A 17,366-nucleotide genomic window follows, 5' to 3' on the forward strand; every position below is an offset into this window, starting at 1 on the left:
GTACATTTACCATCTTCAACAATCTACATGATAAAAGGTCTTTTTTTCACCATATTATTATTGGCGGGAGTTACTGCTTCCGCACAAACAATTGTCAACCGTGATCCGGTAATCGCGCAAATGGCCAGTGAAGTAAATGCAGATTCCCTGCATGCCTATATAAACCAGCTTGTTGCGTTTGGCACAAGACATACCTTAAGTACAGCCGGCGATCCACGGAAAGGTATCGGGGCTGCACGGCAGTGGGTGGTGAATAAATTCATTGAATTTGCCCGTGGAAGCAACGGGAGGATGACAGCTTTCGTTGACACAACAACGCTGGCCCCGGATGGCCGAAGGGTTAACAAACCCGTACTGCTGGGAAATTGCATGGCCATTTTAAAAGGAACCGATACAGCAGACAAAAGAATATTTTTAATCAGCGGCCACCTCGACAGCAGGGTTAGTGATATTATGAATATTACTGCAGATGCTCCTGGCGCGAATGATGATGGCAGTGGCGTTGCTGCCGTTATTGAATCTGCCAGGATACTCAGTAAAAAATCATTTCCGGCAACTATTATTTTCGTAGCAGTTAGTGGTGAGGAACAGGGATTATACGGCGCTGATTTTCTTGCCGGCAAAGCAAAAAAACAAAACTGGGCTTTGGAAGCCGTGCTGAATAATGATATTATTGGAAATAACCACAGCAATGAAACACAAATAACGGATAATACAAAACTCAGGATTTTCAGTGAAGGGTTGCCAGCTTTTGAACTCGATAAACAGGCAACTGGCATCCGTAACCTGGGCGGTGAAAATGATGGCCATTGCAGGCAGCTGGCACGCTATGTGAAAGAAGTTGGTGAACGGTATGTAGACCATATTGAACTGGTGATGATATACCGAAATGACAGGTTCCTGCGGGGAGGTGACCATACTCCTTTTGTTGAAAAAGGATTTACTGCAGTACGGTTAACTGAAATGAATGAAAACTATACCCACCAGCACCAGGATATCAGGAATGAAAAATCGGTTCAATACGGGGACCTGGCAGAATTTATGGATTTTGAATACCTGAGGAAAAATACAGCAGTAAACCTGGTTTGCCTGGCCAACCTGGCTTCAGCCCCGGCTACACCACAAGAGTTTACCATCGATGTAAAAGACCTCACCAATTCAACTTTGCTATCCTGGAAAAAGCCAGCGCATGGAAAGGCAGCAGGTTATTATGTTTTAGTAAGGGAAACAACCGCACCCCAGTGGCAAAAAAAGATTTTCACAAGGGAAATCAATATGCGCCTTCCCTATTCAAAAGACAATTATCTTTTTGGTCTCCAGTCTGTGGATGAAGCCGGCCATGAAAGCCTTGCTATAATTCCTTCAGTAGGTAAATAAATTCGGACCCATGCAAATCAACTGGCAATTAAAAAGCTTTGAGCACCTGACCGTGCATGAGTTATACCAATTATTAAGGCTGCGGAGTGAAGTTTTCGTAGTGGAACAAAACTGTGTATTCCTGGACATGGATAATAAGGACCAGGACTGCTGGCATTTATTAGGATGGAAAGGTCATTTACTGGCTGCATCTACAAGACTGGTGCCGCCCGGAATTGCTTATGATGAAATGTCCATTGGCAGGGTAGTAAGTTCGCCGCAGGTCAGGGGTGAAGGTATTGGCCGCGCCTTAATGGAAGAATCCATAACAGCCTGCTATAAATTATTCGGGAACAACCCGATACGTATTGGCGCCCAATTGTACCTGGAAAAATTCTATTCATCTCTTGGATTTAAGGCTGCCGGCGAAATCTACCTGGAAGATGGCATCAAACACGTAGAGATGCTTTTAATGCCCTAGTATATTCATCAGGTATTTTTACGCAGATTTAAAAAAAATCTACGAAGCCTATACGAGAGGCAACTGTTCTTCGTTAATATCAGGAATCCTTGTAACCGTTCGAAAACAAAATCTGATATTCATGAAACAGCATTTACACTTTTTATTGCGTAAATGTGCCCTATCCTTACTTGCAATTGCATTTACACAGACTTCATTCAGCCAGATAGGCATCTTCAATGAATTTGAAGCCGGAGTTACCTTCGGCCCATCAAACTTCCTTGGTGACCTAGGCGGGACAAAAGGCCGTGGAATGGGTTTTTTGAAAGACAACAATTTTTCACAAACACACTTGATGGTAGGCGCGCATTTAACTGGTTATGTTAATCCATTATTTGCCATGAGGCTCGCTGTTAACTACGGAACCATTACCGGAGCCGACGAAATAATTAAAAGCCAGGGCGGACTGGAAGAAGCCCGGAAATTCCGCAATTCTGATTTCAGGTCGAGGATACTTGAAGGATTCATTGCAGCAGAAATTTACCCAACTGTATTATACGAATATGACCCTGAAGAAGTATATAAAAAAATAAGGCCTTACGGTTTACTTGGTGTGGGTGTATTCAATTTCAATCCGCAGGGAACTGACCCCTTAACAGGCCAATGGGTAAACCTGAAAGACCTCAGTACTGAGGGACAGGGATTTGCTGAATACCCCGACAGGAAACCTTATAAGACAACACAATTAAATATCCCCATGGGTATAGGTGTTAAGTACTTTATAAATGACAATACCAGTGTTTCACTGGAGGTTATACACAGAAAAACATTTACAGACTATATTGATGACGTAAGCACCACATACATCGACCCGGACTTGTTCGATAAATATTTCGGGATTGGTTCCCAGAAAGCACAACTGGCCAGGAGAATGGCAAACAAATCTGACCAGGGAAGCAACACCAGTGCTGGTTATGGACCTGGTGACAAGCGGGGAACAGCAACCAATAAAGATGCTTATTATTCATTCGGATTCAAAGTTAGTTTCAGGCTCGGCAATGGTAACAATAACGACAACTATAAACCCATTAAATGTCCGACCCTGCGCTTCTAAACCCTATATTTCAGTTGATCATTAATCCGTACCCATTTTTTCTTTTATGAAAACACACTGAAATCCGTAATCCATGAAGCGAATGTTAACAGCCAGGCAGCTGCTTCTGACGATCGTAATTGGCTTAAGCAGTTTGTCAACACAGGTTAGCATGGCTATGACCAATGTAAGCCCTGTAGAAAAAGACAGTATTATCATTCAAAAACTAAACAGCAACAAAAACCACACGATTAACCTTTACACTAATGCTTCACAACAGGTACTATTCTTTTCCGCAAGTGGAGAAGAAGGCAAAATTTACCAACTCCTGCTTTTCCGCCAGCAAGGGAAATTGATCAAATCGAGCAAGGTCAGGAACAGGGAGACCACTGTTGTAAGCAAACCAGAAAAAGGGAATTATTATTTTGAAGTATTCAGCGACGATACCCGTATTGAAAGCGGGACAATAGTAGTGCAATAAAGTTCTTTACAATACCACCAATAAGCGGCAGGGAAATTAGTAAGATCCTAATATCCGGTTTTTCAAAACCTGATCCGTTCCCTATTACAAGTACCCTTCCATGAAACGATTTTATTGATCCATCCCTGCCAACGCTTATTGGGATTGTAACTTTTCTGTTTATCCGGTATCCTTAACTGCCGGCGATGAGTAATTGCCGGCAGTTTGTTTTATTTCGCGCCTTGTGCAAGTTCTTCCCGGACAAACCGTGCAGTATGGCTTTCCTTTACATTAACCATGGCTTCAGGTGTTCCTTCGAATAAAACCAATCCGCCGCCATCGCCCCCTTCCGGACCAATATCGATCACATGGTCGGCCACTTTAATAACATCAAGATTATGCTCAATTATGAGTACTGTATTGCCACGGTCAACCAGCTTATTGAGCACATCCAGTAAATGCTGAATATCCTGGAAATGCAGGCCTGTGGTAGGCTCATCCAGAATATAAAAAGTTTTTCCTGTATCCTTTTTAGAAAGTTCTGTTGCCAGCTTAACCCTTTGCGCCTCTCCCCCACTGAGCGTTACAGCCGATTGTCCAAGCGTTATATATCCTAGTCCAACTTCCTGCAACACCTTGATCTTCCTGTACAAATAAGGTACTGCCTGGAAGAAATCCACGGCTTCATCAACTGTCATATCGAGCACATCACTGATTGACTTTCCCTTATACCTTATTTCCAGTGTTTCACGGTTATAGCGTTTTCCATTGCACTTTTCGCAATGCACGTATACATCCGGCAGGAAATTCATTTCGATAACACGCATACCCCCGCCTTCACAAACATCACAACGGCCACCTTTAACATTAAAGGAAAATCGCCCGGCTGCATATCCCCTGATTTTCGCTTCAGGAACAGCAGCAAAAAGCTGCCTGATTTCAGTAAAAAATCCACAATAGGTAGCCGGGTTACTCCTGGGTGTCCTGCCAATGGGTGACTGGTCAATTTCAATAACCTTGTCCAGCAGTTCCAGGCCTTTAACGGACTTATACGGAAGTGGCTTCTGCTTGGAATCATAACAATATTGTGAAAGGATCGGATACAGGGTCTCATTGATCAGTGTGGATTTTCCGCTGCCGCTGACACCCGTAACCAGGATCAGTTTACCAAGTGGAAAACGCACACTTACATTCTTCAGGTTATTGCCTGTTGCCCCTTTCAATTCCAGGAATTTGCCATTACCTTTCCTCCTTTCAACAGGAATAGCTATGCGCTTTTCACCATTCAGGTATTGTGCGGTTTCGGAATGGGATGCCAGCACTTCTTTTGGTGTTCCCTGGGCAACAATCTGGCCGCCGAATTTACCTGCCCTTGGACCGATATCCACCAGGTAATCGGAAGCAAGCATGATATCTTTATCATGTTCAACCACTAGAACACTGTTTCCTATATTGCGCAGGTTTTGCAGGGCGGTGATCAGTCGCTGGTTGTCCCGCTGGTGCAGGCCTATACTTGGTTCATCGAGCACATAAGTAATTCCCTGCAATTGGGAACCTATCTGGGTTGCCAGCCTGATGCGCTGCGATTCGCCCCCGCTCAGTGTTTTAGAAGACCGGTTGAGGGTAAGGTAGGTAAGGCCTACGTCTAAGAGGAATTGCAAGCGCTCCCTGATTTCTTTCAGGATATCCTTGGCGATCAGCTGTTGTTTTTTGCCAATTCGTTTTTCCAGGCCGGTAAACCAGGCCAATAATTTATCCAGGTTCCATTCGCTTAATTCTGAAATATTCTTTCCGTCCACCCTGAACCACAGACTCTCTTTTTTCAAGCGTGCACCATCACAAGTAGAACAGGTATTCAGTTCCATGAATCCTTCAGCCCATTCCCTGATTGGTTCGGAAGTGCCTGTTGAAAACCATCTCTTCAACTGGGGAATGATCCCTTCAAATTCTTCTGCATAAACCCGTTCAGCTGCAGGCATGTCATCAAATTCAAGGATTGTTTCTGTTGAGCCTTCTTCATTACCGTATAAGATCAGGTTCAGCGCAGATTCAGCCAGTTCCTTTACCGGCTTTTTTAAATCGATTTTATGTTTTTTAGCGACCTGTTGTACCTGCCGGAAAACATATGCATCACGCTCTTCCCCAAGCGGGGCAATGGCGCCATCCTTAATGCTTTTATCCCAATCGGGTATTACCCTTTCCATGCTGATCTGGTAAACCGTGCCCAATCCTTTGCAGGTAGGACAAGCCCCATAAGGAGAATTAAAAGAGAATGCATTAGGAGATGGTTCTTCATAACTGATACCGGTATCTTCACACATGAGTTGCCGGCTGTACTGTATCAATTGATCTGAGTCGTTAAGCAATAAAAACATAAGTCCCTTGCCAACCTGCATTGATTTTTGAACGCTCTGGCTGAGGCGCAACTTAAGGTCTTCTGTTACCGCCATGCGATCAATCACCACTTCAATATCATGGATCTTATAACGATCCACCTGCATCTTTGGCACCAGGTCTTTCACTTCACCATCAACGCGCACCTTCAGGTATCCCTTTTTTCGGATATCTTCAAACAACTCACGGTAATGACCTTTCCGTCCACGGACCAATGGAGCCAGGAGGCTAATTTTTTTATGGCTGTATTTAGCGAAAATATTTTCAACGATTTCTTCTTCAGAGAATTTGGTCATCAGCTTCCCGGTATTATAGCTGTATGCATCTGAAGCACGGGCAAAAAGCAAACGCAAAAAATCATATACTTCCGTTATTGTGCCAACTGTGGAACGGGGGTTCTTATTGGTTGTTTTCTGTTCGATGGAGATAACAGGCGACAGGCCGGTGATCTTGTCCACATCGGGTCGCTCCATATCACCAACAAACTGCCGGGCATAGGCACTGAAACTCTCCATGTACCTTCTTTGCCCTTCGTTATAGATGGTATCAAAGGCGAGGGAAGATTTTCCGCTACCACTCACCCCTGTGAAAACTACCAGTTGGTTTTTAGGTATGGAAATATCAATATTTTTCAGGTTATGTTCCCTGGCGCCGATCACTTCAATGGCATCCATGGGCTGGGAAACAGGAACCGCTGTTTTAATTTTCTTCATGATTTTACCGATAGCCGAAAGTACAACAAGCTGCGAAAGGAAAGGTTTTTGAAGTTTTTTTTGGCGATTCGGGAAATACCGATATATCTTTGCACCAGTTCTTTACAGCATCACTTATCAAGAAAGGCAGAGGGAAATGGCCCGATGAAGCCTTGACAACCTGTTTCGTGTTTAGTAACGCGAAGTAAGGTGCCAAATCCAGCCCGTTTACGATTCAGTTCCGGATCGAAGACTGGGGAGATAAGTCAGATGAACAGCTTCTGCAGAATTCAACTTCTTCATATAGCTCTTCTGATGATTTATCGGAAGAGCTTTTTTGTTTGTACAAATCAGTCTTCCGATCATACTTGGTAGGTGTCGCACAAAACCTGTTTTTCAACTAAAAAAAACTGTTTAACATGCAAGCGACAACACAATTATTGCACAGCATCCCGGTGGATGCACAAACCGGCGCAATTGCCGTTCCGATTTACCAAACCAGCACTTTTGTGCAGGAAGCCCCCGGTGTAAACAAGGGGTATGATTACAGCCGCACCAACAATCCAACCCGCCAGGAGCTGGAGAAAATAGTGGCAAAACTTGAAGGCGGCACAGTGGCTGCTGCTTTTGCCAGCGGACTGGCAGCCATTGACGCAGTGATCAAATTACTGGAATCAGGCGATGAGATCGTTGCGGTGGATGATATTTATGGCGGCGCCTACAGGCTCTTTGAGAAAGTGTACAAAAAATTCGGGATCAATGTTACCTATGTTGACACTACTGACCTTGGTGCCATCAACCGCGCTATAACTGCAAAAACCAGACTGATCTGGATTGAATCACCCACCAACCCGACACTTAAGGTGTCGGACATACAGGCAATTGCAGCAATTGCGGACCGCTATAAAATTTTACTTGCAGTGGACAATACATTCGCCTCCCCTGCCCTGCAGCAGCCATTGCTTCATGGAGCTGATATCGTAGTGCACAGTGCGACCAAATATATTGGCGGGCATAGTGATGTGATAGCCGGACTGGTTATCACAAAAAATGAGGACCTGGGGCGGCAGGTGAAGTTTTACCAGAATGCCTGTGGCGCTGTTTTAGGTCCGTTTGATAGTTTTTTACTGATCCGCGGATTAGAGACACTCCACCTCAGGATTGGCCAGCATTGCCGCAATGCAGCTATCATTGCGCAGTACCTGCAGCATCATCCACTGGTTGATAAAGTGTATTACCCCGGCCTGGCCAGTCACCCTAACCATGCCGTTGCATGCAAACAACAAAAAGACTTTGGTGGTGTTGTATCTTTCAGCCTGAAAAATGATACGGAAGCTGCAGCAATCGGACTTGTAACGAATACAGCATTATTTCACCTGGCAGAAAGCCTGGGTGGGGTGAAGAGCTTGGTAAGCCATCCAGCAAGCATGACGCATAAAAGCATTGAAACAGAAAAAAGGAAGGCAGCCGGTGTAGCAGACAGCCTGGTGCGGCTAAGTGTTGGATTGGAAGATGTGCAGGACCTGATCAATGACCTGGAAACAGCACTTGCAATTTCGACTGCACTAAACAAAGAAGAAAAATCACTAAGTAAGCCGTGAAAGATTTCACCTGATTCGCGATTAACGATTAACGATCAACGATATGACACATCACAAGCAACTGACCATTGGACTATTCGGATTCGGCGTGGTAGGAGAAGGATTGTATAAAGTATTACAACAGACACCTTCCTTAAGTGCATCAATAAAAAAAGTGTGTATAAAGGACCCGGCAAAAAAAAGGAATGCGCCTGCTGCCCTGTTTACTACAGAGAAAGATGACCTGTTGAATGACGAGGAAATCAATGTAATCGTAGAAGTAATCAACGAATCGGAAGCAGCTTTCGATATTGTATCAACTGCCCTGAGAAACGGCAAGGCCGTAGTGAGTGCAAGTAAGAAAATGATCGCAGAGCACCTGCCTGAGCTGCTGGCCTTACAGCAGGAAACCGGGCAAAGTTTATTATATGAAGCTGCTGCCTGTGCTTCCATCCCGGTGATCCGCAACCTGGAAGAATATTACGACAATGATCTTTTGCATGGCATCAAGGCTATCGTGAACGGGTCAACGAATTTCATACTGACTAAGATGTTTGAAGACAAGCTGGATTTCCAGTCGGCTCTTTTACTGGCACAGCAATTAGGTTTCGCTGAGTCTGATCCCAAACTGGATGTGGAAGGCTATGACGCGGTAAACAAATGGGCGTTCCTGCTCACCCATGCTTACGGTATAATTGAACATCCGGATAACCTGCTTTTCACCGGCATTCAGAATATTCATGCTATGGATGCTAAAGTAGCCGCTGAAAAAGGGCAACAGATCAAACTGGTTGCCCAGGCGCAGAAACTCACAAATGGCAAGGTGGCAAGCTTTATACTGCCTCAATTCATCCCGCAGGAAGACCACCTTGCTTTTGTAAAGAATGAATACAACGGCGTGGTGATCGAAAGCGGTTTTTCAGACAAACAGTTTTTTTACGGAAAAGGTGCCGGAAGTTTTCCTACCGCATCGGCCGTGCTCAGCGACCTCTCGGCCCTTCGGTATGATTACAAATACGAGTATAAAAAACTATATCACCACCAGCCTAATGAGTTGACCAACGATTATTACCTGCGGGTATATGTTAGTTTCACTGACTGGAAACATATTCCGCGCGATAAATTTGAATGGATTGAAGAATGGCATGCCCGGGAGGAAAGAAAATACCTGGTAGGGGTACTCGCTGTAAGGGAATTACTGGAGCATGACTGGTGGAAGACAAACAATACCTCCCTGGTTGTTACGCCTGATCCTATCATTGAGGATATTGCGATACAGCAGTTGAAGAAGAAAAGCCTGGAACTGGCGGGTGTGGCTTTTTAATGGTAAGCGGTGAGCCGCTCACCTCCAAAAACATCCCGCAAAGCTGTTTTCGCGGCATGGTAACCGCACATACCATGCACCCCACCACCAGGCGGAGTGGCAGAAGAACAGATATAGATTCCTTTTGCACTGGTCCGGTAAGGGGAAAAGCGCATAGCCGGTCTCGTTAACAACTGGGTTGCGTCAATAACGCCACCATTAATATCACCACCAATATAATTTGCATTGTAATCTTCCATGGCAGTGGTATTCATCACATGCCGGCCAATGATGCGATCACGAAATCCCGGTGCAAATCTTTCAACCTGCGCTTCAATAGCGATAGTCATATCACGTGTAGATCCATTAGGCACATGGCAATAAGCCCAGGCTACTTGTTTACCTGAGGGGGCACGGCTTGTATCAAAAAGGGATTGTTGCGCAAGCAATACAAAGGGTGAATCGGGATGTGTGCCTTTATTGGACAAAGCTTCGGCTGCAGCAATTTCAGCAAAGCTATTTCCCAGGTGAACAGTTCCGGCATTCCTGCATTCTGCAGCAGTAAACGGGATAGGCCCATCCAAAGCCCAGTCAATTTTAAAAACGCCCATACCATACCTAAACCTGGACAATTGCCATGTATAAAAAGCTGAAAAATCCTGTCCGGCTATTCGCAACAATTGCTTTGGGGTAAGGTCATAAAGTAACGCTTTAGCAGAAGGCAGCTGCCTGCTATTTTTAATTTCAACACCTGTTTCAATTTCCCCGCCTAAGGTCAGGAAACATGCTGTCATGGCATCTGCAATTGACTGTGATCCACCAACCGGAATTGGCCAGCCATGTGTATGTGCAGTAGCCATCAGGACCAATGCGAATGCAGCTGTAATTGGCTTTGAAAGGGGCAGCATACTATGCGCAGCCATGCCGGCTATCAAACCCTTCGCAGCTTCTGAAGAAAATTTTTTTGCCATGCTTTCTGCTGAAGGAAACCCTTTCCTGACAAACCTGGCCATTGCTAAAGGATGCCGTGGAAATTGCAAAGGAGCAAATAGGTCATTGATTAAACCAGGCCATTGCGCTACTATATCCTGCATCAGGTCAAGGTATGCCTGTTTGTCAATATTCAATGCCGCAGCAGTTGCCTCGAGCGAAGGGTAGATTGCAGCAGCAGATCCGTCATCGAAGGGATGCGCTGCGCAAACTGGCGGCTGGATAAATTTCAATCCGAATTTTTCCAACCCGGCGGATTTGAAAAAAGGGGAAATGGCAGCTAACGGATGGATGGCAGAACAGACATCGTGTTTAAAGCCGGGAAGGGTTAATTCGGCAGTACGCATTCCACCACCAATAGTTGGTTTCGCTTCCAGGAGTAACACTGATAAACCTTGTTTTTGCAACGTAATGGCAGCAGCAAGTCCATTTGGGCCTGAACCAACTACAATGGCATCGAAATCTGTATTACCTGGTTTACTCAATTACAGTTTCCTTAAAATTAGTCCATTATTAACAACCAGCGAATTCTATCAACCATTCTCCCGAAGCAATTCCCTTTGTGTGACATAAGTCATGGAGTTCCAATAACCGGCAGTTGATATTTGCGATACCTGAAAATAAGCAGTGTTATAAAAAATAACTGATGAAGCAAATTTTAGTAACATTTATTGCATTATTCACTTTTATTGCTACCAATGCCCAGCAACCACAGTCAAATGCAGATACCAGTTCATTGCTGCAGGCTTTTAAAAAGGGGCAGGTGCATGGTCAGTTAAGGTATTATTTTATGGCCACGGATAATAACGCAGGCTTGACTGATTACTTTGCAAATGCTGCCGGCGCCGCCTTAAAATATGAAACAGCACCATTCCTTGGCTTTCAATTGGGCATAGGGGGATCAATGATTTATAATATCGGTTCTTCCGACCTTACAAAACCCGACCCTGCAACCAAGCAACCTAACCGCTATGAAATCGGGTTGTTTGATATTGAAAACCCTGCCAGGAAAACCGACATAATAAAAACAGAGGAGTTATACCTGTCTTATAAATGGAAAAGCTCGAAAGTCATTTTTGGAAAACAATTCATCAATACTCCATTTATCAACCTGCAGGACGGGCGGATGCGCCCCAATACAGTTGAAGGGATCTGGGCAAATATCAACGACATTAAGAAAACCAAAATCGAAACCGGTTTTTTATACAGCCTTTCGCCAAGAAGTACTACGAACTGGTTTAATACCGGGGAATCAATTGGCTTGTACCCTACCGGGATCCATACAGATGGAACAAAATCGGGGTATGCCGGCAATCTTTCCAGCAAAGGGATTGGCTTGGTCGGCATCACTTATACGCCTGCAAAAAATATCAGCCTGACCGGCTGGGAGGTTTGGGTTGAAAATATTTTCAATACCGCCCTTTTACAGGCAGATTTTAAAATACCGATAGCAAATAAAAGCAAGTTGGTAAGCGGTTTTCAATATATCAGGCAGGATGCAATTAACGACGGTGGAAATCCAGACCCGGTCAATGCGTATTTCCCAAAAGGGGGGAAAGCACAGGTTTTAGGCGCTAAGGCGGGTTGGGAAAATAACCGTTGGCAAACATCCTTCAACTTTACCCGAATTACAGCAGACGGGCGTTACCTGATGCCGAGGGAATGGGGTCGTGAACCTTTTTATACCTTTATGCCAAGGGAGCGGAACGATGGATTTGGGGATGTTAACGCGTATGTGGTTAAAGTGGGATATTCTTTGCCAAAATTAAACCTGAAGACCCAGGCTGGTTTTGGTTACTTTGATTTACCGGATATCAACAATTACGCCCTGAACAAATATGGGATGCCTTCCTATACCCAGCTGAACCTTGATGCCAGGTATAGTTTTAAAGGCTTCCTGCAGGGAATGGACCTGCAATTATTATATGTTTACAAAGGAAAATCCGGAAACACCTATGGCAATGACAAATATGTAATCAATAAGGTAAATATGAGTTTGTATAATATTGTATTGAATTATAGTTTCTGAAATAATTGACCAAATGAAACACCTTAAAGAATACTGGTTGCTATACCTGCTTCTATTTATAGCAGCAATTATGATCATTAAGGGATTCCTCGGTGCAGAACATCCCACTAAAAAAATAGTATCCTCGCCGGAGGATACTGCAGAATACTGGCAGGCACCGAGCTTATTCACAGATAATGAACTGGACGGCGAAGAGAGGGAACTGGTTATATACGGGGAGGACCTTGTTGCAAACACCTCGCGGTATTTTGGGCCAAAAGGAATTGTAAAACCAATCAACGCCGGGATGAACTGCCAGAACTGCCACCTCAATGCGGGTAAGTTACCCTGGGGAAATAATTACGGAGCTGTTTACTCTACTTATCCTAAATACAGGGATCGAAGCGGCTCAGTTGAAAGCATCACTAAACGGGTGAATGACTGCTTCGAAAGAAGCCTGAACGGGGAGACCATAGACACTAACAGCCATGAAATGAAGGCTTTCCTTGCCTATATGAAATGGATTGGACAAGACGTTAAAAAAGGTGAAAAGCCCAAAGGTTCGGGAATCAATGACCTTCCCTATATGGATCGCGCAGCCAGTCCGGAGAAAGGCGGGATTGTATATAAAAACAATTGCCAGACCTGCCATGGCACTCATGGCGAAGGGTTAAAAGGGCCAGCCGGTATTAGTTATACTTACCCGCCATTGTGGGGGGAAAACAGTTTTAATATTGGTGCCGGGCTATACCGTATATCCAGGCTGGCCGGATATGCAAGAGACAACATGCCCTTTGGACAATCGAGTCACAACAACCCAAAACTTACTACCGAAGAAGCCTGGGATGTTGCTGCATTTATAAATTCGCAGCCCAGGCCTTTTATGGACCTGAGTAAAGACTGGCCGGATATTTCAAAAAAACCTATCGACCATCCTTTTGGTCCATTTACTGATGGGTTTACAGAAAAGCAACACAAATACGGCCCTTTTCAACCCATTGCGGATGCCCGTAAAAAAGCAAAAGAAGCCGCGGATAAATCCCGCCCCCCTGCAAAACCATAAACTATTACAATGGCCCACCAACACCTGCCAAAATGTACCTGCAAGAGTTGTTATGAAAAGGAAATCAGTAAGGCGGAAAAAGAACTTCATGTTGAATTATCCGCCAACAGCCGTCGCGAATTTTTGAGGAGTGCCGGTAAACTAGGATTGGGATTAGGTATTGGGGGCGGACTGGTTACGCCTCTCGCCGCATCAGCATTAAGTGATGATGACGCTGCCTACAAAGAAAAAAACATGGCGCAAAATAAGGCCATAAAAAATGGGAAAGCAACAATATTAACCCTTTTACATACGGCAGACATTCATTCACAATTGATGCCCCATGATGAATTCTTTCTCGAGAATGGCAAGCCTGTCTTTAAAAAAAGGGGCGGGTTGGCAACGCTGAAAACGATGATCAATACCCTAAGGAATAATAATCCCGCAAGCACGCTTGTTATTGATGGCGGGGATTGCTTCCAGGGTGGCGGTGTTGCCTCGATGACTGAAGGAAAAGCAATTGTACCACTCATGCACAATATTGGTTATGATATCATGCTGCCGGGCAATTGGGAAGTTGTTTATGGCAAGGAAATGATGATGAAAGATATGTTTGCTTACAATGGTGTGAAGGTTTGTGCCAATATGTTCCATAATACCAATGATGAACAGAAGGGCGACCTTATTTTCCCGCCTTATTTTATCAAGTATATCGTAGGAATTAAAATTGGTTTTATCGGGTATAATGACCCGCTTACCCCAAAGAGACAATCACCCGCTTACAGCAAGGGGATACAATTTACATTTCCGGAAAAAAATGTTGCCAGGTATATCAAAATACTGAAGGAATATGAGCAATGCCAGATGGTATTCCTCTTAACGCATATGGGGCTGGCGCAACAGGTTGGACTATCAAACCTGCCAGAAGTAAATGGAGTTGATTATATCCTCGGCGCCGATACGCATGAGCGGGTAAGGCAACCCATTGCAGGAAAATATGCAAAAGTTACTGAACCGGGTGCCTTTGGTTCATTTGTAGCAAAACTCGACATAGTGATTGAGCAGGGTGTCGTTAAAGACCATACCTACCAATTACTGGATGCTGATCCTGAACAATACAGGGAAGATGAGGAAATGAAAGAACTGGTCAGGCAGGCAAGGGAACCTTATAAAAAAGAACTGGACCGTGTGATTGGTAAAACAAAAACGCCGTTGATGCGGTATTATGTCATTGAAACACCGATGGACAACTTTATTACGGATGCCATTATGTGGAAGTTTTCTCCAGACATTGCCCTTAGCAATGGCTTTCGTTTTTGTCCGCCGCTTGTTCCCGACCCTGCTACCGGGATGGCCGATATAACTGCAGACTTCTTATGGAGCATGTTACCGGTAAATAATGAGGCTAAAAAAGGATGGGTCACCGGTCAGCAATTGTGGAACTGGATGGAGAAAGAATTGCAGAATGCATTTGCAAAGGATCCTGCGAAAAGGTTTGGCGGATGGGTGGTTCGGTTTAAAGGTATGGAAGTGAATTTCACCATTGGCAAGGAAGCCGGCAAAAGGGTTAATTCAATAAAAATTGGCGGAAGGCCAATAGACCCAATGAAAGAGTACAGTATTATTGCCTGTGAAAGGGAAGGGGACCCTGATACGACCATCTGCAGGTTAGATAATGTAAAAGCACCACAAAAACTGGGTTTAACTATGCATAGCATAATTGAAGAATACCTCAAAAAATTTTCCCCGATTTCGCCAAAGCTGGAAGGGCGCTGCACAGCCACGGATGCTCCCGCCCAGTTACTGACACAACTGATGGGCATCGGCTATACATTCAGGTAAGCTGAATTACCTGGTTACTGAATGACCTTTAATAATTTCGACCATTTTCCTTGTCTCATCGGGATAAATGGAAATGTAATGCGAGTGTATAACAGCCGGTTTATGGTTTGCTTCATGTTCCATTTTTACATTTAGCACCTGCGATTCTTTCGCGGGCATGTGGCAATCAATACAGTTACTAATAAGGTTGGCAGCACCCAATTCCGGTGCCATCTTACAGAAGCTTCCCTTAGCCTCAGTGTGGCAGGTCATACAACGCTGTGAAAACAATGCAGTGTTTCCCCTTTCCTGCTGATGTGTATTATGGCAGGTAGAACAAGTAATTGAACCACTCACCCTGAAACATTTACTGGCCACTAATAAGCCATATTGATTGCCATGAACATCAAGGGGTGGCATTGAGTCAGCCGGAACAGTATTATGATGTGGAATTGTATCACCGGTAATAAAGCCAAGTGAAGGTTTCATGTCATTCGAAACGCCGGAATGGCAAACTGCGCAGGCATCCAGTTGCTGCCTTTGGGACAAGTTTGCCGCATTGATAATAAATCTGGCCTGCTTATCTTCAGGGTGCTCGGTATGGAAGTCCACATGCTTCCCTCCTGCCCCGTGGCAACGTTCACAATTGATTCCATACACCACCGAATTGTGATCAAATTCATCCTGGGCATGTGCTTTAGCCGGCAATACTTTTACATAGCTACTGTGGCATCCTAAACATTGCGCCTGAATCGGCCTGGTGAAAACAGCTTCATCATCTGGATAACCCGGGCTGTTTGTCCAGGTATCCGCCATAGTATAATAGGAAACAGGTAGTTGAAAAAGATGGTTCCCTTCCCAATAAAGATAAGTTTGTCCTCTCGTTCCGGATCCGATAACCATTCCAAACTTATAGGCTTTATCAAAGTTCCTGTTTTTAAAATTGGCCTGGAAAAATCCGGTGTCCAGTTCAACCATCCTTACACCATCATCAATACTGTAATGGAACCAGTTTTTCTTTTCTTCAAAACTCCCTTTTATATATTTCTTGAGAGGCGGTTTGGAAGTGAGGCTATGTGCGGTATGTAAAAAACTATTGTAGATGTCAGCGTGGCAATTTTTGCAGGTTGCTGAACCCACAAGGCGGTTGCCATCCGGAAGGGTTATAACGGGATCGGGAGCCTCTGCCTGCCGGCCCACGCAAGTAGTTAAAAAAAATATTGAACCGGAAATTGCCAGGAATACAAAGGTGCGCCTTTTACCCAAAGCAAGGTTGGCAAGAAACCAGGAAAACAGGGTCGCAATCTGCCTCATAATAAATTATTGGGGATGAAAATTGGGGATGAAAATAACAAGTTCTTCATTCCCATTATGTTTTAAATGGTTATTTCCAGGTAATTCCCTTCAGGATCCAAAACAACACTCTCATAATAACCATCACCGGTTGTCCTTGGCTCGCTATAAATGGTGTAATTATCTTTTCGGAGGATTTCAGTAAGTTCATTTACCTGCTCGCGCCCTCCCACTGAAATAGCAAAGTGTGCAATGCCTTTGGAAAATCCTCTTAGTCCGGTTGTTGGAAATATATTTGGTTTGTGCATGAGTTCCAGGCGCGCCGTTCCCGCACCAAAATTTATAAAGTAGGAAGTATACTGATTTTTTACATTGGTATATTTTTCACCGGAAGTGGCACCAAAATATTTCAGGTAGAATTCTTTCATGAGTTCCAGGTCATCGACCCAAATTGCAAGGTGTTCTATTTTCATGATATGGCTGGTTAAGCAGGCAAATATCCAACATAGTAACTGAACGATCTATTCCCTAATCAGTAGAGTATCCAAGAAATAACCAAAGTAAATAGAACAACGGTGTAAGCTAATGCGCCGCTGCTGAAGCGGGTGACGATATTGTTATCTGCGCGTGCCATAGTTAATTTGTTTTAAAAGGGTTAAAGGATAAAAGTGTACAATTTGTATAAGCTTTGCAGGAAACGCATAGGAACCTTATTGGAACCTTATTAGTATCATGGAGGTGACAAGGGGGAGTGTAAAATAAACTGTGTCAATTTTTCAAAGTTCTATTTTTCAATGCGCTGTGCAGATTGATAATTATTCCGACACAGCCGATCTATGTTCTAAAGATGCAATAATTATCAATCAGTACAGCG

Annotated in this window: 13 protein-coding genes and 1 riboswitch; of the genes, 9 read left to right on the forward strand and 4 right to left on the reverse strand. The window is 44.2% G+C overall.

Translation table 11 applies throughout. The annotated features are described in order from the left end of the window. Positions 1–27: 27 nt before the first annotated feature. The 4 genes from LAQ65_RS09695 (at position 28) to LAQ65_RS09710 (ending at position 3,390) form a co-directional block, all read left to right on the forward strand. Complete coding sequence (locus LAQ65_RS09695; protein ID WP_224116753.1) at positions 28–1,377, forward strand: M20/M25/M40 family metallo-hydrolase; 1,350 nt, start codon at positions 28–30, stop codon at positions 1,375–1,377. 10 nt (positions 1,378–1,387) lie between these two features. Beyond that, the gene (locus tag LAQ65_RS09700; protein WP_224116754.1) at positions 1,388–1,837 is read left to right on the forward strand and encodes a GNAT family N-acetyltransferase; all 450 of its coding nucleotides are present in this window, start codon (positions 1,388–1,390) and stop codon (positions 1,835–1,837) included. 121 nt (positions 1,838–1,958) lie between these two features. Beyond that, the gene (locus tag LAQ65_RS09705; protein WP_224116755.1) at positions 1,959–2,930 is read left to right on the forward strand and encodes an outer membrane beta-barrel protein; all 972 of its coding nucleotides are present in this window, start codon (positions 1,959–1,961) and stop codon (positions 2,928–2,930) included. A gap of 73 nt (positions 2,931–3,003) precedes the next feature. Further along, complete coding sequence (locus tag LAQ65_RS09710) at positions 3,004–3,390, forward strand: hypothetical protein (protein WP_224116756.1); 387 nt, start codon at positions 3,004–3,006, stop codon at positions 3,388–3,390. A gap of 209 nt (positions 3,391–3,599) precedes the next feature. On the opposite strand, the gene uvrA is transcribed toward LAQ65_RS09710, so the two are convergent. Beyond that, positions 3,600–6,476, reverse strand: coding sequence for an excinuclease ABC subunit UvrA (gene uvrA / locus LAQ65_RS09715; protein WP_224116757.1), 2,877 nt, complete (start codon positions 6,474–6,476; stop codon positions 3,600–3,602). A 111-nt stretch (positions 6,477–6,587) separates the two neighbouring features. After that, positions 6,588–6,723, forward strand: a riboswitch (SAM riboswitch). Positions 6,724–6,874: 151 nt separating this feature from the next. Here uvrA and LAQ65_RS09720 point away from each other — a divergent pair. Further along, positions 6,875–8,056: a trans-sulfuration enzyme family protein gene (locus LAQ65_RS09720; protein WP_224116758.1), complete on the forward strand. Its 1,182-nt coding sequence runs from the start codon at positions 6,875–6,877 to the stop codon at positions 8,054–8,056. A gap of 43 nt (positions 8,057–8,099) precedes the next feature. Beyond that, positions 8,100–9,359, forward strand: a complete 1,260-nt coding sequence (locus LAQ65_RS09725; protein ID WP_224116759.1) for a homoserine dehydrogenase — start codon at positions 8,100–8,102, stop codon at positions 9,357–9,359. Here the strand turns inward: LAQ65_RS09725 and LAQ65_RS09730 are convergent. Further along, on the reverse strand, positions 9,356–10,813 hold the full coding sequence (locus LAQ65_RS09730; protein ID WP_224116760.1) for a phytoene desaturase family protein: 1,458 nt from the start codon (positions 10,811–10,813) through the stop codon (positions 9,356–9,358). The genes LAQ65_RS09725 and LAQ65_RS09730 overlap by 4 nt on opposite strands. A gap of 161 nt (positions 10,814–10,974) precedes the next feature. On the opposite strand from LAQ65_RS09730, the gene LAQ65_RS09735 reads away from it, so the two are divergent. The 3 genes from LAQ65_RS09735 to LAQ65_RS09745 are packed head-to-tail and all read left to right on the forward strand — an operon-like array spanning position 10,975 to position 15,220. Continuing rightward, complete coding sequence (locus LAQ65_RS09735; RefSeq protein WP_224116761.1) at positions 10,975–12,357, forward strand: OprD family outer membrane porin; 1,383 nt, start codon at positions 10,975–10,977, stop codon at positions 12,355–12,357. A 13-nt stretch (positions 12,358–12,370) separates the two neighbouring features. After that, complete coding sequence (locus LAQ65_RS09740) at positions 12,371–13,399, forward strand: c-type cytochrome (protein ID WP_224116762.1); 1,029 nt, start codon at positions 12,371–12,373, stop codon at positions 13,397–13,399. A 9-nt stretch (positions 13,400–13,408) separates the two neighbouring features. After that, positions 13,409–15,220, forward strand: a complete 1,812-nt coding sequence (locus tag LAQ65_RS09745; protein ID WP_224116763.1) for a bifunctional metallophosphatase/5'-nucleotidase — start codon at positions 13,409–13,411, stop codon at positions 15,218–15,220. Positions 15,221–15,226: 6 nt separating this feature from the next. Here the strand turns inward: LAQ65_RS09745 and LAQ65_RS09750 are convergent, their stop codons facing one another. Together LAQ65_RS09750 and LAQ65_RS09755 are read right to left on the reverse strand one after the other, a co-directional pair. After that, positions 15,227–16,513 (reverse strand): multiheme c-type cytochrome, encoded by a 1,287-nt coding sequence (locus tag LAQ65_RS09750; RefSeq protein WP_224116764.1) that lies wholly within the window; start codon positions 16,511–16,513, stop codon positions 15,227–15,229. A 62-nt stretch (positions 16,514–16,575) separates the two neighbouring features. Beyond that, a complete protein-coding gene (locus LAQ65_RS09755; protein ID WP_224116765.1) occupies positions 16,576–16,965 on the reverse strand; it encodes a VOC family protein in 390 nt (129 codons plus the stop codon). Positions 16,966–17,366 lie beyond the last annotated feature (401 nt).

This window comes from Flavihumibacter profundi (assembly GCF_020076305.1).
In the GTDB taxonomy this organism is placed as follows: Bacteria; Bacteroidota; Bacteroidia; order Chitinophagales; family Chitinophagaceae; genus Flavihumibacter; species Flavihumibacter profundi.